Source organism: Paenibacillus ihbetae, from assembly GCF_002741055.1.
In the GTDB taxonomy this organism is placed as follows: Bacteria; Bacillota; Bacilli; order Paenibacillales; family Paenibacillaceae; genus Paenibacillus_AQ; species Paenibacillus_AQ ihbetae.
Window position 1 is genome coordinate 4,293,466 of sequence record NZ_CP016809.1, and the last position, 15,823, is coordinate 4,309,288.

At 54.9% G+C, this 15,823-nt stretch carries 15 protein-coding genes; 8 read left to right on the forward strand and 7 right to left on the reverse strand.

Going from position 1 to position 15,823, the window contains the following annotated elements:
- Window positions 1-65 precede the first annotated feature (65 nt).
- A complete protein-coding gene (locus BBD41_RS19155; protein ID WP_099478464.1) occupies window positions 66-761 on the forward strand; it encodes a potassium channel family protein in 696 nt (231 codons plus the stop codon).
- Between the two features lie 205 nt (window positions 762-966).
- Here the strand turns inward: BBD41_RS19155 and BBD41_RS19160 are convergent, their stop codons facing one another.
- Window positions 967-2,346 (reverse strand): aldehyde dehydrogenase, encoded by a 1,380-nt coding sequence (locus BBD41_RS19160; RefSeq protein ID WP_099478465.1) that lies wholly within the window; start codon window positions 2,344-2,346, stop codon window positions 967-969.
- Between the two features lie 163 nt (window positions 2,347-2,509).
- On the opposite strand from BBD41_RS19160, the gene BBD41_RS19165 reads away from it, so the two are divergent.
- Entirely contained in the window at window positions 2,510-3,418 is a 909-nt protein-coding gene (locus BBD41_RS19165; protein WP_099478466.1) for a metallophosphoesterase, read from the forward strand.
- 303 nt (window positions 3,419-3,721) lie between these two features.
- Here the strand turns inward: BBD41_RS19165 and BBD41_RS19170 are convergent, their stop codons facing one another.
- Window positions 3,722-4,531 carry a histidinol-phosphatase gene (locus tag BBD41_RS19170; protein ID WP_077568063.1) on the reverse strand — a complete coding sequence of 270 codons (810 nt, stop codon included), beginning with the start codon at window positions 4,529-4,531 and terminating at the stop codon, window positions 3,722-3,724.
- A 72-nt stretch (window positions 4,532-4,603) separates the two neighbouring features.
- Window positions 4,604-5,506, reverse strand: a complete 903-nt coding sequence (locus BBD41_RS19175) for a LysR family transcriptional regulator (protein WP_007132016.1) — start codon at window positions 5,504-5,506, stop codon at window positions 4,604-4,606.
- Window positions 5,507-5,916: 410 nt separating this feature from the next.
- Here BBD41_RS19175 and BBD41_RS19180 point away from each other — a divergent pair, with 410 nt between their 5' ends.
- Window positions 5,917-6,375 carry a chemotaxis protein CheX gene (locus tag BBD41_RS19180; RefSeq protein ID WP_099478467.1) on the forward strand — a complete coding sequence of 153 codons (459 nt, stop codon included), beginning with the start codon at window positions 5,917-5,919 and terminating at the stop codon, window positions 6,373-6,375.
- 100 nt (window positions 6,376-6,475) lie between these two features.
- Window positions 6,476-7,249, forward strand: a complete 774-nt coding sequence (locus tag BBD41_RS19185) for an SDR family NAD(P)-dependent oxidoreductase (RefSeq protein WP_206098254.1) — start codon at window positions 6,476-6,478, stop codon at window positions 7,247-7,249.
- Between the two features lie 8 nt (window positions 7,250-7,257).
- On the opposite strand, the gene BBD41_RS19190 is transcribed toward BBD41_RS19185, so the two are convergent.
- Window positions 7,258-8,091, reverse strand: a complete 834-nt coding sequence (locus BBD41_RS19190) for a nucleotidyltransferase domain-containing protein (protein ID WP_099478468.1) — start codon at window positions 8,089-8,091, stop codon at window positions 7,258-7,260.
- Window positions 8,092-8,279: 188 nt separating this feature from the next.
- On the opposite strand from BBD41_RS19190, the gene BBD41_RS19195 reads away from it, so the two are divergent.
- From BBD41_RS19195 to BBD41_RS19205, 3 genes are all read left to right on the forward strand, one after another.
- The gene (locus BBD41_RS19195; protein WP_099478469.1) at window positions 8,280-9,620 is read left to right on the forward strand and encodes a DEAD/DEAH box helicase; all 1,341 of its coding nucleotides are present in this window, start codon (window positions 8,280-8,282) and stop codon (window positions 9,618-9,620) included.
- A 151-nt stretch (window positions 9,621-9,771) separates the two neighbouring features.
- A complete protein-coding gene (locus tag BBD41_RS19200; RefSeq protein WP_099478470.1) occupies window positions 9,772-10,524 on the forward strand; it encodes an ABC transporter ATP-binding protein in 753 nt (250 codons plus the stop codon).
- The gene (locus BBD41_RS19205) at window positions 10,521-11,741 is read left to right on the forward strand and encodes an ABC transporter permease (RefSeq protein ID WP_099478471.1); all 1,221 of its coding nucleotides are present in this window, start codon (window positions 10,521-10,523) and stop codon (window positions 11,739-11,741) included. Before BBD41_RS19200 ends, BBD41_RS19205 begins: the two co-directional genes overlap by 4 nt.
- Before the next feature lie 141 nt (window positions 11,742-11,882).
- On the opposite strand, the gene BBD41_RS19210 is transcribed toward BBD41_RS19205, so the two are convergent.
- The 3 genes from BBD41_RS19210 to BBD41_RS19220 all read right to left on the reverse strand — a co-directional run bounded on the left by BBD41_RS19210 (window position 11,883) and on the right by BBD41_RS19220 (window position 14,179).
- Window positions 11,883-12,008, reverse strand: coding sequence for a sporulation protein YjcZ (locus tag BBD41_RS19210; protein WP_077568058.1), 126 nt, complete (start codon window positions 12,006-12,008; stop codon window positions 11,883-11,885).
- A 130-nt stretch (window positions 12,009-12,138) separates the two neighbouring features.
- Window positions 12,139-13,437 (reverse strand): aminotransferase class I/II-fold pyridoxal phosphate-dependent enzyme, encoded by a 1,299-nt coding sequence (locus BBD41_RS19215; protein ID WP_099478472.1) that lies wholly within the window; start codon window positions 13,435-13,437, stop codon window positions 12,139-12,141.
- Between the two features lie 127 nt (window positions 13,438-13,564).
- On the reverse strand, window positions 13,565-14,179 hold the full coding sequence (locus BBD41_RS19220) for a pyridoxamine 5'-phosphate oxidase family protein (RefSeq protein WP_077568056.1): 615 nt from the start codon (window positions 14,177-14,179) through the stop codon (window positions 13,565-13,567).
- Between the two features lie 124 nt (window positions 14,180-14,303).
- Here BBD41_RS19220 and pdxR point away from each other — a divergent pair, with 124 nt between their 5' ends.
- On the forward strand, window positions 14,304-15,803 hold the full coding sequence (pdxR, locus tag BBD41_RS19225) for a MocR-like pyridoxine biosynthesis transcription factor PdxR (RefSeq protein ID WP_099478473.1): 1,500 nt from the start codon (window positions 14,304-14,306) through the stop codon (window positions 15,801-15,803).
- Window positions 15,804-15,823: the final 20 nt, after the last annotated feature.

Genomic DNA, 15,823 nt, shown 5'->3' on the forward strand with positions numbered 1-15,823 from the left:
GCGTTATTATACGGCCGGAGGTAGATGATGGTCGTTAAAGAGGCCGTAGAAAGGAGGGAACGCTCATGAGCTGGTGGATGTGGCTGCTCAATTTGGTTGGCTTGGTAGGCTTGATTTATGCGTTCTACATGATGGACAAGAAGTGGTCAAGCCGGCCGCTGCTGCTGGCACCGTTGCTGATTTATGTCCTGGTGTCGGTGGAGGATTTGCTCGGCTGGATCGATCTGATGAAAATTGTACCTGGAGAGGGAGGGATGCGGGCTCTCATCGTGATCTTCTCCTTGTGCTCCGTTGTCTTCTATGTGCTGTACATTTTCGATAAGATTGCAGATTCCGTGAACCGGCATGTCGATATGAAGACGACGCTCGTCCGAATCAGCTTGGCCGCTGCCATGTGCATTTTATTTTTCACGCTGGTATATATGTCGATTTACAAGCTGTTCGGCGGCGTATCCTTCGAAGGGGATAATCTCGGAGAGGACCCGCTGTCGCAGTTCGTGACCTTTCTGTATTTCAGCATGGCCACGTTCGTAACGGTCGGGTATGGGGATGTTAGTCCGGTTGACAACACTTCAAGACTTGTCGTCATCTTGGAGATCGCCTTCAGCTTTATCACCGTTGCTTACGCGCTGTCCATGCTGGGAACACTGCGGCAAATATTCAAGCCGGGGAGCGATCAGCCTGAAATCTACAGCACAGAAGAGGGCGGCGAGCCGGGGACGGCAGCCCCGCCCCACAGACGCAAGCATTACACCCGATAATCAGCCAGGCTTGACGAGCGCAGGAAATGATTTCGGCTCAAGGCGCATTGGATGCTCATGCTGATATTGCAGGGAGCGTAGCTGCAGCAATCATCAAAAATTTGATCTCATATACCGTTGATAGGCACCCAGCCGGGAAGGGAGCAGAGACTCCAACGACACCACCAAGCTCCAAGGTCTGCTCTCATTGATGGTTATCCCCGTTTTACGGCTTTAGCAGCCTCTTAAGAATGCTGAGCCCGTTTTTGGACGGATATCGGAATTTAAAGTCGAACCGGTTCGTCTGCTTCAGCACGCTTTTCATATGCGAGAACGTGTAGAAGCTGTATTGCCCGTGATATGAGCCCATCCCGCTCTCACCGACGCCGCCGAACGGCAAATATGGCGTAGCCAGATGCATGAGCGTATCGTTGACGCAGCCTCCGCCGAAGGAGACGGAGGACAGCACATGCTCCTGTACTTCTTCATTCTCGGTGAACAAATACAATGCAAGCGGCTTGGGGCGAGACTGAACGGCCCGGATCGCTTCATTTATATCCTCATAAGTCAGGATCGGGCATACGGGTCCGAAGATCTCTTCATCCATAACCGGCATATCCCATGTCACCTGATCCAGAACCGTCGGTTCGATGCGGAGCATTTCCTTATCGGCCCTGCCGCCATGACGGAGGCGGCCGTTATCCAGAAAGCCTGCCAGCCGATCGAAATGCTTCTCGGTTACTATTCGGCCATATTCAGGATTGCTCAGCGGCTCCGGGCCATAGAAGTCCACGATCGCTTCCTTTAAATAAGCGATGAACGGCTCCTTTACGCGGCTGTGAACCAATACATAATCCGGTGCGACGCATGTCTGGCCGGCATTCGTGAACTTTCCGAAGGCAACGCGGGATGCCGTCAGCTTCAAGGGCGCATCCTCATGAACGATGCAGGGGCTTTTGCCCCCGAGCTCAAGCGTGAGGGGAGTCAGATGCTTCGCTGCCGCTTCCATCACGATTTTCCCCACATTTACGCTGCCTGTAAAAAAGATATAGTCCAGCTTCTGCTTCAGCAGCTCGGTGCTGACCTCCGGTCCGCCCTCAACAGAAGCCACATACTCTGACGGGAAAGCTTCCTCCAAGATGGACGTAATGAGCGCGGAGACGGCGGGCGTCAGCTCGGACGGCTTAACTATAGCGGTATTGCCTGCAGCCAGCGCGCCGATCAGAGGAGAGATGGCAAGCTGCCAAGGGTAATTCCAGGGAGCAATAATCAGCACGCTGCCGTACGGCTCAGGGTAGATCATTCCCTTGCTCCCGACATGCGTCAGGGCCGTTTTCACGCGCCCGGGTTTGCTCCAGCGTTTTATATTGTTCAAGATATGCGAGAGCTCTTTGTACACGATCCCGATTTCAGTCGTATAGGCTTCCTGCTCGCTCTTGTTCAGGTCTTGGCGCAGCGCCTGGATCACCTCGCTCTCCCTGGCGACGATGATCTGGCGGAGTCTGGTGAGCTGCCGGATCCGGTATTCGGGCTCCTTCGTGAATCCTTTCAGAAAAAACTGCTTCTGCGATGAAACTAATGACGGGATGGATTCGTTAACAGTCATAAGCAGGCTGCAGGCTCCTTTCCATGGGCATCGACGGCATAGACTTGTAAGATTTATTGTGCAAAGCAATATGCTTAACCGTTATTTCGAACTAACAACGGATAAGATCACGCCAATACAATCCATGTGTTCTTTCCCATATTATATAGGAGGATGTCCGATTATGAAAAATTCATCCACAGGGCCTCAGCGCGCATCCAGCCAAGCGGATGCCAAGCCGGCGGCGGGCACGACCATGACCCGGCGCCGGTTTCTGAAGCATGGGGCGGCTGCGCTGCTGGGAGCAGGCCTTGCGGTGGGTGCCTACGCCTCCTTGTGGGAGCCTAACCGACTGGAGGTCAGGAGGCTCACGCTGGCGCTTGCCGGTCTGCCTGCTGCTTTCAACGGCTTGAAGGTCGTACAGTTTAGCGATATGCATCTGGGCTTTTACACCGGTGCCAAGGATGCCGTCCGGGTGGTTGAAGCGATTAACCGGGAGCAGCCTGATCTCATATGCTTTACAGGGGATATGGTGGACGGGGAGCTTGATGCTTTGGAGGAAGCGATCCAGCCGTTGTCCGGACTGGAAGCCGCGTTCGGCAAATACTCGATCCTCGGCAACCATGATTTCTACGATGTCGCGAAGCTGATCCGGATGGAGGAGAAGGCGGGATTCACCGTGCTGCGCAACAGCCGCGTTATGCTCAAGCGAGGCGGCGAAGCGATCGCGGTTGCGGGCTTGGATGACGGAATTTGGGGACGTCCTGATCCGGCAGCGACGCTGGACGGACTGCCGGAGGGGATGTTCAAGCTGGTGCTGATGCATGAACCGGACTATGGCGATACAACAGCGGAGTACCCGGTTCATCTGCAGCTCTCCGGTCACAGTCACGGCGGACAGGTACGGCTGCCTTGGCTCGGGGAGGTTGTTACGCCGCCGGGGGCGAAACGCTATGTCCAAGGCTTGTATCATGTCGGCAGCCGTGGGATGCCGCTGTACGTCAATCGGGGAATCGGGATGACGCAGCTTCCGGTCCGGCTATTATGTCAACCAGAGCTTACGGTATTGACGCTTCGTTCAGAAGGCGTGTGACCGTGCTAAGACTTGGTGCTTGAATTCAGCCATGCTGATTTGATAAGAACAAGGTGCGATAACATAACAGACAGCTGTTCATGTTCGGGCAAAAGGATCAATATGAAACGTACAATTTGAATTTTTGTTACACAAATGAAATATACCTGTTATGAAACTCTAACAGCGAGAGGTTAAACTTATCACATGACCCCCTTTTGAGAATATATATGATGCTTTTGGATCCGCTGTGCGGGTCCACTTTTTTTTGTTCATATTTAATATTTATCGATCCTCATTAAAAAAACAGAAGGGGTACCCCTATTAAAGAGGTACGGCAACCTTCTGTTTCTGCTCGTAATAGACCCATTCCTTAAATCCGATCTCTTTCAAAACCTTGGCCACTTCCTCGAACTCGTCGCCGACCCGGGAAGGCTTATGGGCGTCCGAGCCGAAGGTCACATCGACGCCGTAATGATGCGCGACCTCCAGAATTTCATTGGACGGGTACCATCCGCCGCACAGCTTCGTTTTGCCGGAGGTATTGATCTCAATCGCCAGTCCGGATTCCGCGATGACCTTCAGCGTTTCTTCAATCGCTTCATCTGCCTTGATTTCGGAGAATAACGGATAGTTGCCCTTCATGGCATCCATGTGGGCGATGATTTGGAACATCCCGCTTCGCGCGGACTGCCGGATCAGATTGAAATATTCCTCCTTATCGGCCACCTGCTCGGACGGCGACAGCTTCTTCCACCGGTTTTTATTAAAAATGCTGATGCCTCTCACATGGTGGATGGAGCCGATAATGTAATCGAAAGGGTAGGCGGCCATCGCCTGTTGATATACATTGGCATGCTCCGGAAAGAAATCCGATTCGATTCCGAGCAGTACCTTGATCTTCCCCTCGTACTCCCGCTTCAATTGCAGGACTTCCTGGACGTACCCGTCAAAGTCGGCTTTGGCCATAGAGATCGAAGGGAAAGGATGCTCCTCCTCGCTTCCGAAATATGGGGTATGGTCCGAAATCCCGATGACTTGCAAATCCGCGGCAATGGCCGCTTCGATATAATCCCGAATATTCCCGTCCGCATGGCCGCAGCGGAAATGGTGGGTGTGCAGATCAAATTTCATGATAAGCCCTCCTTCATGCTGTTACCGTCCTACATAATATCGAGAACCTGATTCCGATCATCGCTATCGTGCTTACTCGGTGCTGATGAATTGCGTTTCCGGCATGCCCTTCAAGTCGCTTAGAAACTGCCGCATGGCCGAGCTGACATAACGACCGCTCTTGTAGATGACGCCGACCGGATGGCTTACCTCCAGCTCGCTGAGCGGAACGATTTGCAGGGTGCCGTTTCGAAGCTCGGTCGCTACGGATTGCTTCGAAATGATGGCGGCGCCAAGATTGATCTCGACCATCCGTTTGATCTCCTCGCTGCTGGACAGCTCCATGACGACCTGAGGATCGATGCCGTGCTTCTTCATGACGTCGTCGGCGAAACGGCGGCCAACGGTATCGCGCGATAGCAAAATAAGAGGCGTGCTGCCAAGCACATCGATACTTGCCTTGGATAGTTTGGCCAGCGGGTGCTGAGGGGATACAACTAACTCAAACGTGTCGTAGTACAGGATGGATGTACTGAGGTTGGGATTGCGTTCAATCAAATAACCGATCCCGATGTCGATGAGACCATTCTCCACACTATGGTAGATTTGCGAGGATGCCATGGATTGAATGGTTGTTTTGATGTGGGGGAACTGATCCTGGAAGTAGGAAAGAACCCGGGGCAGAATCTGAATGGCGATGGAAGTGGTCGTACCTAATTGAATATGCCCTTGAGGCGTCTGGTCTAGATCCGACAGCCGCTGCTTCAGCTCGTCCACGATGCTCAGGATTTGCTCGGCATGCTCCACGAACACCTGTCCACGGTCGGTTAACGTTACCGGCTGGCTCCGGTCTACCAGCACGGTTTTGAACTCTTCCTCCAAGCTCTTGATCTGAGCCGATACGGCCGGTTGTGTCAGATTAAGAAGCTCTCCGGCTTTGCGAAAGCTCATCGTTTTGGAGATGGTAATAAGCGTTTCCAATTGGCTGATGTTCATAGCCTTCCTCCTTACTTGATATGATTCTTCCGCTCTTAACTCCACGTGCAACCCGCTTTATTTAAATTATAGGGTATTCTGCCGGAAGGAGCAATTAAGGGCGGCATCCTGCTCATGTCAGCTAAAAAGTTTCGAAATCCGGACATTTATTATTAAAAGATTGCGAATGCATCCGATAATAGTAAAGTAGACATAGCTTCAGGTGAGACCAAAGTACCTTCTGAGCAAATGGATGACCGAATGCGAAACCGATGTTATTACGATAGCTCCAAGGTTGAAACAGCTGTTGGAACAGGGGGTTGTCGCTAATTTGTGATGATTTATTACAGGGTATCCATTATAATGTTTAATAAATCGTTGGGACTTTGGGACCCTGACCAACAACCCAGTGAAAGGGGCGAAAGTAAGGAATGAAAGCGGAAGTCATCAATCCTTTTTTAGAGTCCGCACGACATGTGATCGAGCAAGTCATACAGGTTTCACCTTCCACGGGGAATCTTGGGGTCAAAGAGATCGGATTTATCGAGAATCATATCTGGATCCAAATCGGAATGACAGGGCAAATGAACGGGGATATCGTATTTGGAATCCAGGAGAAGGTAGCGCTGCATATGGTATCGGCCATGATGGGCGGCTACGTCATTACCGAAATGGACGAGATGGGACAGAGTGCGATCTCGGAGCTGGGCAATATGATCAGCGGCAATGCCAGCATGATATTGTCCAACCAGGGGGTAAGCGTTGATATTACGCCGCCGCGGGTGATTAAGTCGGATCATGCCTCCAGCCTGTTTCAGAAAAAAGCGCTGTGCATTCCCCTCATGATGGAAGGCATCGGCGAACTGGATATTCAAGTCATGATTTCGTAAAATAAGACCAAGTGAGCCGCCGTGCTCCTTCGGGGCAGTGCCGGGAAGCCGGCAGGCGCTGATAGGGAACCCTAGCGGCAAAGGAAGGGATAACGAAATCATGCTCAAAAATAAAGTGATCGTGGTGACGGGGGCTTCAAGCGGCATCGGGGCCCTGATTGCCCAGCGGCTGTCCGACGAAGGCGCGGTCGTTATACTGGCCGGACGTTCGATGGAACGCCTGCGGGAAGCCGGCGGCCGCCTGAATGGCCCCCATGAGCTGGTCGTCATGGACGTACAAGACCCCCAGCAGGTGGATTCGGTGCTGAAAGAAGCATGCCGGAAGCACGGCAGAATCGACGTGCTGGTAAACAATGCGGGATACGGCAAGTTCGAGGCCTTCCTGGACATGCCTCCCGATGAATTTGAAGATATGATGGACGTCAATTATATGGGGATTGTACGGTGCACCCAGGCTGTCCTGCCCGGGATGCTGGAGCGAGGCGACGGTCAGATCGTCAACATCGCCTCTATGGCAGGGAAGATCGGCACTGCCAAATCCACCGCCTACTCCGCGACGAAGCATGCCGTATTGGGACTTAGCAATGCTCTGCGGCAGGAGCTCCGGCATACAGGCATCACCGTCTCGACCGTCAATCCGGGACCGATTGATACACCGTTCTTCTCCTTGGCTGACCCTTCGGGCGGATACGTCAAAAATGTCGGCTGGCTTATGATGAAGCCGGAATACGTAGCCGAACAGGTCGTCAAGCTCATTATCAAACGCAAGGAAGAGCTCAATCTGCCAAGGTTGGCCGCTGTCGGCATCCGCTTATATCAGCTGTTTCCGAGATTCGCGGACCGTATATCCCATCGGTGGATGAATCAGAAATAATCAACAGCCTACAGGCTTTCCGTCTCCGCGAGAATGTCGCGCAGCAGGCGGAGAGCCTGTTTCGTCTGCTCGGCATCCGCCGAGAGCAGGGTAATCGCCTGGTCCAGCCGTTCCTTATAGCGGTCCGGCTTGATCGGGAAGGACTCGATCATGGCCACTGCGCGCTTCTCGTTAATGCAGTAGGTCTCATTCTTGGCGAACAGCACTTGATTTAAGCAGGCAATGCACCGGTAGACGTGGCCGGCAACGTAGGTGACGTCATCCTTCGCCGCACTATCGTCCGCAAACATCAGCGAGAAGGAAGCCTCGAAGGTGAAAAATCCGATGATTGCGCTCTTCAAAGCCTGAGGATAAGGCTTCGTTTTCGCCTGCAGCGTCTGCATGCGGTTATCCTTATCGGACAAAATGCGGCAGACAGACAGCTCCCCCATATACATCACGTTAAGATACGCATGCGGATGCCCCGTCTGGTAATGGGGCGAAACCGATCCCTTCGCGCATTCCTCCACGATTCGGGACACGCGGTGAATATCGCGGAACAAGAAATCCACGTGATAGCCCTCAATCACTAGCCAGCCGCCCCCGTTGACCCAGGCGCCCCACTCCCCGAGCGAAGTGATAATGCCTTCGCGATGCTCGTCATCCAAAGCTTTCGCTGCCTTGGCGATATGCTCGACCTGGAAGCCCTCGGATTCATCATAATAAATGCCGATATCGATATCCGAATCCGGCCGGGCTGTCCCTTTCGCTCTGGAGCCGCCAAGCACGACGCCAACGACGCCGGGCAGATGGCGGAGTTCTTTCGTGATTTTATCAAGCAGTGTTTCGATCTTTGCAGTCATGGTAAATCCCCCCAGTCGGATCTGTTATATTCATTGTACACGAAAACCGGCAAATGACCGATGGTAATGAAAGCGAAAACTCTTCCCACAAATGCTTGCCCGAAAGGTTGTATTTGGTGAGCGCACGGTTTTGGCATATAATGAGAAGGAATGAATGAGACCCGATAAAATAAAGGATGGACGATCATATGACTTCAACTACGTTTCATACATTGGGAATAGCGGAGGATTTAACGGCAAGGCTGTCGGAATTCGGCATTATGACGCCGTCACCGGTTCAAGCCGAAGCCATTCCTCCGATCCTTGCGGGCAAGGACGTGCTTGCAACGTCCCAGACAGGAACCGGCAAGACGCTGGCTTACCTGCTGCCGATCCTCCAGGGCATCGACCCGGAGGTAAAGGCAGCACAGAAGCTGATAGTAGCTCCAACCCAGGAGCTGGCGATCCAGATCGTCAGAGAGGGCGAGCGTTATGGGGAAACCCGCGGCATCGGCGTCATCGGATTAATCGGCGGCGCGGCGGCCAAGCGGCAGATCGAGAAGCTGAAGCAGCATCCGCAGCTAATCGTCGGAACGCCGGGACGCATCCGGGAGCTGATCGAAATTCGCAAGCTCAAAATGCACCAGGTAACCACCATCGTCATTGACGAGGTGGATCAGGTATTTCAGTCGGGCGGTGCGAGCGATGTGGAGCGGATTCTGCGCAGCGCGCTGCGCGACCGTCAGCTCGTCTTCCTATCGGCAACCGTCGGTCCTGAGACGGCTGAGCTGGCTAAGAAGGAGATGGATCAGCCGGTTGAAATCGGCATCGATCCGGAGCGCCGGACGCCGTCCGGTTTGGAGCATTATTATTTCGTATCCGAAGAGCGGGACAAGCTGGACATGCTTCGCCGGATCGTGCGCCATTACGATCCCGACCGGGCGATCGTCTTTGTGAATGCGACGGAGGATCTGGCCGAGGTGGAAGCCAAGCTGAATTATCTCGGACTGAATGCGGCCGCCTTGTACGGAGACGCCGACAAGCTGACTCGAAGCAGGGTTCTCAACGCTTTCAGGGAGGGGCGGACGAAGCTGCTGGTGGCAAGTGACGTCGCTGCCCGGGGGCTGGATATTGAAGGTCTCGGCATGGTCATCAACTATGATCCCCCGATTGATGCCGAGCATTATACCCACCGTGCAGGGCGGACAGGACGGATGGGGCGGAAGGGGCTTGCGATTACCCTAGTGACCGACCGGCAAACCTTTATTATGCGTAAGTTCAACCGCGAGCTGGGTATTTCGATCGAAGAGAGAGTTCTGTACGGCGGGAAGGTGCGCACGCCGCGTTCCGATTCGGAACGGGGGGCCGGCCGCAGTCCACAGGCCGGCAATAGAGCCAATAAGCCGGCTGCCCGGAAACCGGCATCGATCAGCACAAAGGGAAGGGCAGGAAACGGCAAGGCGAACGGAGATCGCCCGAGCGATAGGGAGCGCGACCGCAAGAACAAGGGTGCGCCGAAATGGCTTAAGAATAAACCGCCGCGGGGCTGACCTGCGGCACAGCTTATATGTAACCGATACGAATCCGCAGAAGCCGGCTCTGAGCTGGGCCCGATATCCTCAAGCGGGATCGGCGTGCACATACGGCTTCTGTCCATAGCAGGATTCGGTGCTTTTTTTAAGTAGAAGAGGTGATGTGGTAATGAGTGAGCAGCCGGTGTTGTCTGTTCAAGGATTAAGCGGCGGGTACAGCATTAACCGTCCGGTCCTGCATGATATTACGTTCCAGGTGCAGCCGGGGGAGATGGTCGGTCTGATCGGATTGAACGGGGCGGGGAAGAGCACGACGATGAAGCATATCCTCGGTCTGATGAATCCGCAGAAGGGCGAGATCGAGGTCCAAGGCAAGCGCCGGACGGAGGATTCCGAGGCGTATCACAGCGCATTGGGCTTTGTCCCCGAATCCCCGCTTCTGTATGATGAGTTGACGGTTCGCGAGCATTTGGAATTTACGGCCCGTTCCTACGGCGTTTCCCGCGAGGATTATGAATCGAGGGGAGAGCGGCTGGCCAAGCTGTTCCGGATGGAGGAGAAGATGGACAGCCTGTCAACGCATCTGTCCAAGGGGATGCGCCAAAAGGTGATGATAATGTGCGCATTCGTGGCCAGACCTTCCCTTTATATTATCGATGAGCCCTTTCTCGGGCTGGATCCGCTCGGGATCCGCTCCCTGCTTGATTTCATGCTGGAGCTAAAGGCTTCCGGCTCTTCCATTCTGTTAAGCTCGCATATCCTCTCCACCATCGAGAATTATTGCGACCGGTTCGTGGTGCTGCACCGCGGCAGCATTATTGCCCAAGGAACGCTGGAGGAGATGCGGGAGCAAGCGGGAAGGCCCGGCCTTCCGCTGGAGGAGCTGTTTAACGAATTGGTTCAAGGTGGTAGCGGGATATGAACTTGCGCGAGCTGTATGATAAACGGCGCGGTCAGTTCTGGGGCGATATCCTGCCCTACCTGGGTTATGTCATACAAAGCGGGGTCGCCGTCGTTACGCTGTTTTTGCTGATTGCGTTCGCGGCGTGGTATACGGCCTTTCTGCAGCATATTCCGCAGGAGCTCCCGATCCGCTGGATCATGCTGGTTATTTTGCTCCCGCTCGTCATTAACAGCAGCGTGCGCACATATCTGCGTCCGGCGGACACGGTATTTCTGCTGCCGCAGGAATCCCGAATGCATATCTATTTCCGCAAAGGCTGGACCGCCGGTGTCGTATACAAAATCATCGGTCTAGGCATCGTACTCCTTATTTTATGGCCTCTGTACATACGCAGTGATACGTCGCCAAAGACGCTTCTGGCCACGTTCCTGGTGCTGGCTGCCCTCAAGCTGCTCGCCAGTTACGGAAGCTGGAGGGAGCAGCTGATGGTGTCCCGTACCGCGGCAGGCGCTTACCGTTTACTGCGCTGGGCCGTGTCGGCGCTCGGCATTGCCGCTTGGCTGTGGCATCCGTCCGGGCGAAGCCTGATCTTTATCGCCCTGCTCGGTCTCGCGTATGGGTTCGCTTTGCGCTTTCCTGTCCGGCACCTTGTTGCCTGGGAGCGGTTAATCGCCATTGAGCGAAGACAGGCGGGACGGGTCATGCTGGTGCTGAGCTGGTTCGTGAATGTGCCGCAGCGCGAGCAGCGAGTGCACGCCAGGAAATGGCTGTCGGGATGGGGAAAGGGCATTCCGTGGGGCAAGGACGAGGCCTACCGGTATTTGCTCGTCAAGAGCTTTGCCCGCAGCGATATTTTGGGCATTCTGGTCCGGGTCGGACTGCTGGGAGTGCTGCTCGTATGGCTCACCCGGGATGACTGGGCTTCGGCAGCCGTATATTGGATGGGGCTCTTGATTATCGGACTGCAGCTGTCCGCCCTGCGCAAGCTTCATCCTGAATCCTTCTGGCTGCATATTTACCCGCTTCCCGAGGGGACAAGGCGGAGCAGCGAGAATAAGCTGATCTTTCAGGTGCAGCTGTTCTGGGCCGTGCTGCTGTGGTTACCGTTGATCCCGTCAGTTCCCGGAACGCCGGATCGGACGCTTCTTACATTGGCGGGAGGAATCGCGCTGGTTCTTCTGTCCCGCTGGAACGCTGTCCGTAAGAACCGACGAACCGATGAGGATGATGAATAAATAGAGGAAGGCCGGGATGCATCCATCCCGGCCTTCCTCTATTGCTTTCGTATGAATAGTAGCCGTATCAGCAGCAGAAACCGCAGTGTCCTTTGGGGTCGGACGACCTGTCAATATCCGCGCCGCCAGCTAGGAAGTGGCTTACACCCAGAAAGAACGAGTGATGATAACGAGCAGGATAAAGAGAACCAGAATTGCTCCTACTCCGTATCCACCGCCATATCCGCCGTATCCGCCGCATCCTCTTACATCTTCAACTGCACCCATGTTCATTCCCCTTTCACTTAGTTGAATTGTAGTACATGGTATTGTATGTTGCAGGGGGGCTATGTGTATGGGCGAGCGTTTATTTATCAAAGAAAGATGCTCAGATCAAATCGGACGAGGGTCTATCGGCTTAAGCCTGCTGCAAATCCTGAATTCCCTGGTAGATCAGGTCGAACAGATCCTCGAGGTACTCCTCTTCAATGCAGGAGAATGCAATCCGGAGATCATCCTCACCCAGGGCAATCGTACCGACGCCGTATTGGCGGATCAGATGGGATCGAAGCGCTTCAGCTGATACCGTCTTCAGCTTCAGGCACATGAAATATCCCGAGTTAAACGGATAGTATTCCCATACATCGCCGTATTTGCCGCTGTCGAGAATGGCTTTTACTTTATTGGCGCGTCCCTTCATGATGCTGAACTTCTCTTGCTTCTGCGCTTCGAATTCCGGCGCCTTCAGCGCTTCAAGGACGAACGACTGCGAAGGATGCGGGCCGCTGGAGATGGTTGCCCGGATGATCCCGAGGGTCTTCTGCTCAAGCACATCCAGCACATCCTGGTTTTCCGAGGCGAAGGTGATGAAGCCAACGCGGAAGCCCCATACATATTCTTCCTTCGTAGCGCCGTCGACTTTCACAGGCAGGATCCGCGGATGGAGGCCGGCAAGATGCCCGAACAGCGATTCCGTCAAGGAATTTTCAAAGAACAATCCGAAATAGGCGTCATCGGTTACAACGACAACGTTAATGCCAGCCTCGGCCGCTTCCTTAATGGCGGCTACGATGGCTGCGCCTTCCTCGGCTCCCGGCGTGTAGCCTGTCGGGTTATTCGGGAAGTTCAGCAGAACGATCGCTTTGCCTTTATCCTTCTGGTTCAGAAGAGCCTCGCGAAGTCCCTCCGCATTAAATTTCATATCTTCAGTGAAAAGAGGATAGGTTACATGAACGCCATGGCGGCGGATGCCGAACGTCAGCTCGTAATTCTCCCAGTTCTTGTCCGGATAAATGACCGCATCGCCTTCATCGGCGAACAGGTCGGCCACGATGCTGAGACCATGAGTCAGGGCATTGGTGACGATCGGATTGCTGAAGCTCTTTCCCTCCAAGGACGGATTCTCATGGAGCATCTTGTTCCGCCATACGGTCCGCAGCTCGGGCTTGCCTGCCGGCGGGGCATATGGATACAGATCCTTCGGCTGGAAAGCCGAAAGCTTATCCTGGATCACGCCAAGATGCATCGGGATGCCGCCTTCGGTGGCGATGCCGATCGTCGCGTTATATTTCTTCGCTTGGGCGGATGCCTCCGCCGACTGACTCAGAATTCCTTCCTTCGGGAAGTATATTTCTTTGCCGAGCGAGGAGAGCATGTCGTACACATGCGGGTTGCCTGCTAACAGTTTCTCGTTCAATTGTCCAGCCAATGGGTTCATGAAATGGTTCCTTCCTTCCGAGTACTTTTGGTTAAGGTAAGAGGCGGATGCATGAAAGCTTCTTACGTTTTCATTGCCTTTCATTATACCATCAGACCCGGGAACCGTCACGGATAAATGCCCAGATTTAACGCGGCCCAGGGTAATATTTACAGATGTGCGCAGCCGTCTCGCCGTCCCGGCTTCGGCCGCGTTGCTCAAGCCGCCCGATCATATCCTGCAGCCGATCAGGCTTCAGATTTTGGCCGAATTTGAATTTGGCGCTCATCCGCTTCGGAACGAGCTTGATTACCGCTACTCCCTTGAGCCGGGAAGCATAGGCGCGGTCTCCGGCATCGATGGTGCGGTAACCGCCTTCGGGCTGGAGCTTGCGCATCATGGCTTCCATAGCCAATGCTTTCTCCTCGAGATCGTCCACGAGGAACGCTTCTCCGGCTGCCGTTACGCTCTTGAAGTAGGCCGTTGCGGGACATGCCATTTCCGGATCCGAGAAATAGGAAGGGATCAAGGCATACTCATCCGCTACCGTAAAGCTGACCGCGGGAGTCCGGCGCAGATGCTCCATTTTCTCGCCCAGCCGGCTGCCGTGAAAGTAGAAGCTCTCCTGTACATAAACAAAATTGAGCGGCGTAACCCGCGGCAGCCCGTGTTCATCCACGGTTCCGAGAAAGCCGAAGCTCATTCCGTTCAGGAAATCCTCGATCTCTTTCGGATCCTCGATTGCAAATTCGTCTCTTCTCATGATATTACGCTCTCCCTCCATCGCATTGGGTATGGATATCAGCATACGATGAACATTGACAAGGAAAAAGCGCCAATTTACATTAATTTATATAGTCCAATTTTAGAAAAGGGAGGACCCGCCGGTGGAGCTTGGGCTTCCGTTCGAAACCTACGTTGAGCAGTACAAATACAAATATTTGGCGCTTTATCACGCTATTCGCGCTGCGATTCACAGCGGCAGGCTGCCGGAAGGGACGCGCCTCCCCGCTACCCGGGAGCTTGCAAAGCTGTACGGCATATCCAGAGGCTCCGCTGCGCAAAGCTATGACATGCTGATGGCGGAAGGCTACGTCGTCTCAAGACAAGGGAGCGGCACTTTTGTCGCCGAGGGGATCACGGTGCCGCAGCAAACGTCTCCTCCCGCGGCGGCCCCGTTGCTGTCGGCCTGGGGCCGGCGGCTGGCGGAGCTGCGGGATGAATCCGCGGAGCTCCGCCGGATGGAGCTTGCGCCGCCGAAAGGCACCATATCCTTTGCCGATGCGCGCATGCCGATGGAGGATTTTCCGTATGACGAATGGCGGAGCGCGTTGAACTATGCCGGCGGGAGCGGGGGGAGAGAGCTGTCCTCCGGCGCTCCGCCCGCAGGCTCTATGGAGCTCCGGCGGGCGATTGCCGGGCATCTCCGGTTTACGCGGGGCATCCAGGCGGAGCCGGAGCATATCGTAATCTTCAGCGGATCAATGCAGGGGATCGTCCTGCTGTTCCAGCTCCTGCTGGACCCCGGCGATCACGCGGTAATCGAGGATCCCGGCTACGACGGGATCCGCCGGGGCGTGTACGCTTCCGGCGGGATTCCGCTGCCGGCACCGGTCGATGCTTCAGGACTTGTCCCTGCCGACTGGGAGGCCAGGCTGCTGGTCGTTAGCCCGAGCCGGCAGTACCCGACGGGAGCCGTGCTCCCGCTGGAGAGGCGAAGGGCGCTGCTGAACTGGGCGAGAGCCCGCCAGGCATACATTATCGAGGATGACTACGACAGCGAGCTTCGCTGGGGAGGCAAGCCGATCGAGCCATTGAAAATGCTGGATGACGAGGGGAGGGTGATTTTCGTCGGCTCCTTCTCCAAGACGATGTTCACCGGGCTAAGGATCGGCTATGCGGTGCTCCCCCCAAGTTTTGCGCATGCCGTCATCACGGCCAAGTCACTGTATGATCCGATCTCGCCCGGCGTGCTGGAGCAGCGGGCGCTGGCACGGTTCATCGCCAGCGGCGGATACGGACGGCATCTTCGGCGGATGACCCGGCGTTACGGGGCGAGGTATCGGGCGCTCCGCGAAGCGATGGATGCCCATGCAGGCGGTTTATTCCGGCTCCGGCCCTGCGATGCGGGGCTGCATGTGTATGCCGACTGGCTGCAATCACCCGCCGAGTATCACGCCTTTCGACAGGCTGCGCGCAGCCGCGGCGTGCTGTTTCGCGATGCCACCGTTTACAGCTGCACTCCCGGTCCGCCCGGCGCATGCTTTGGATTTTCCCAATTGGAGCAGGCACGTATCGAAGCAGGCGTGCTCCGCTTGGCATCGGCATGGGCGGACATGCAAAAAAACGGAAAACCGGGTATGATGGAAAGAGAACATTTTTATTAGAGATGAGGGGGAATGACGTG

Coding starts and splice junctions, on each gene's coding strand:
- BBD41_RS19200 (WP_099478470.1), top strand. CDS start 9,772: ATGAGTGAGCAGCCGGTGTTGTCTGTTCAAGGATTAAGCGGCGGGTAC.
- BBD41_RS19195 (WP_099478469.1), top strand. CDS start 8,280: ATGACTTCAACTACGTTTCATACATTGGGAATAGCGGAGGATTTAACG.
- BBD41_RS19205 (WP_099478471.1), top strand. CDS start 10,521: ATGAACTTGCGCGAGCTGTATGATAAACGGCGCGGTCAGTTCTGGGGC.
- BBD41_RS19160 (WP_099478465.1), bottom strand. CDS start 2,346: ATGACTGTTAACGAATCCATCCCGTCATTAGTTTCATCGCAGAAGCAG.
- BBD41_RS19215 (WP_099478472.1), bottom strand. CDS start 13,437: ATGAACCCATTGGCTGGACAATTGAACGAGAAACTGTTAGCAGGCAAC.
- BBD41_RS19220 (WP_077568056.1), bottom strand. CDS start 14,179: ATGAGAAGAGACGAATTTGCAATCGAGGATCCGAAAGAGATCGAGGAT.
- BBD41_RS19170 (WP_077568063.1), bottom strand. CDS start 4,531: ATGAAATTTGATCTGCACACCCACCATTTCCGCTGCGGCCATGCGGAC.
- BBD41_RS19175 (WP_007132016.1), bottom strand. CDS start 5,506: ATGAACATCAGCCAATTGGAAACGCTTATTACCATCTCCAAAACGATG.
- BBD41_RS19185 (WP_206098254.1), top strand. CDS start 6,476: ATGCTCAAAAATAAAGTGATCGTGGTGACGGGGGCTTCAAGCGGCATC.
- BBD41_RS19190 (WP_099478468.1), bottom strand. CDS start 8,091: ATGACTGCAAAGATCGAAACACTGCTTGATAAAATCACGAAAGAACTC.
- BBD41_RS19155 (WP_099478464.1), top strand. CDS start 66: ATGAGCTGGTGGATGTGGCTGCTCAATTTGGTTGGCTTGGTAGGCTTG.
- BBD41_RS19165 (WP_099478466.1), top strand. CDS start 2,510: ATGAAAAATTCATCCACAGGGCCTCAGCGCGCATCCAGCCAAGCGGAT.
- BBD41_RS19180 (WP_099478467.1), top strand. CDS start 5,917: ATGAAAGCGGAAGTCATCAATCCTTTTTTAGAGTCCGCACGACATGTG.
- BBD41_RS19210 (WP_077568058.1), bottom strand. CDS start 12,008: ATGGGTGCAGTTGAAGATGTAAGAGGATGCGGCGGATACGGCGGATAT.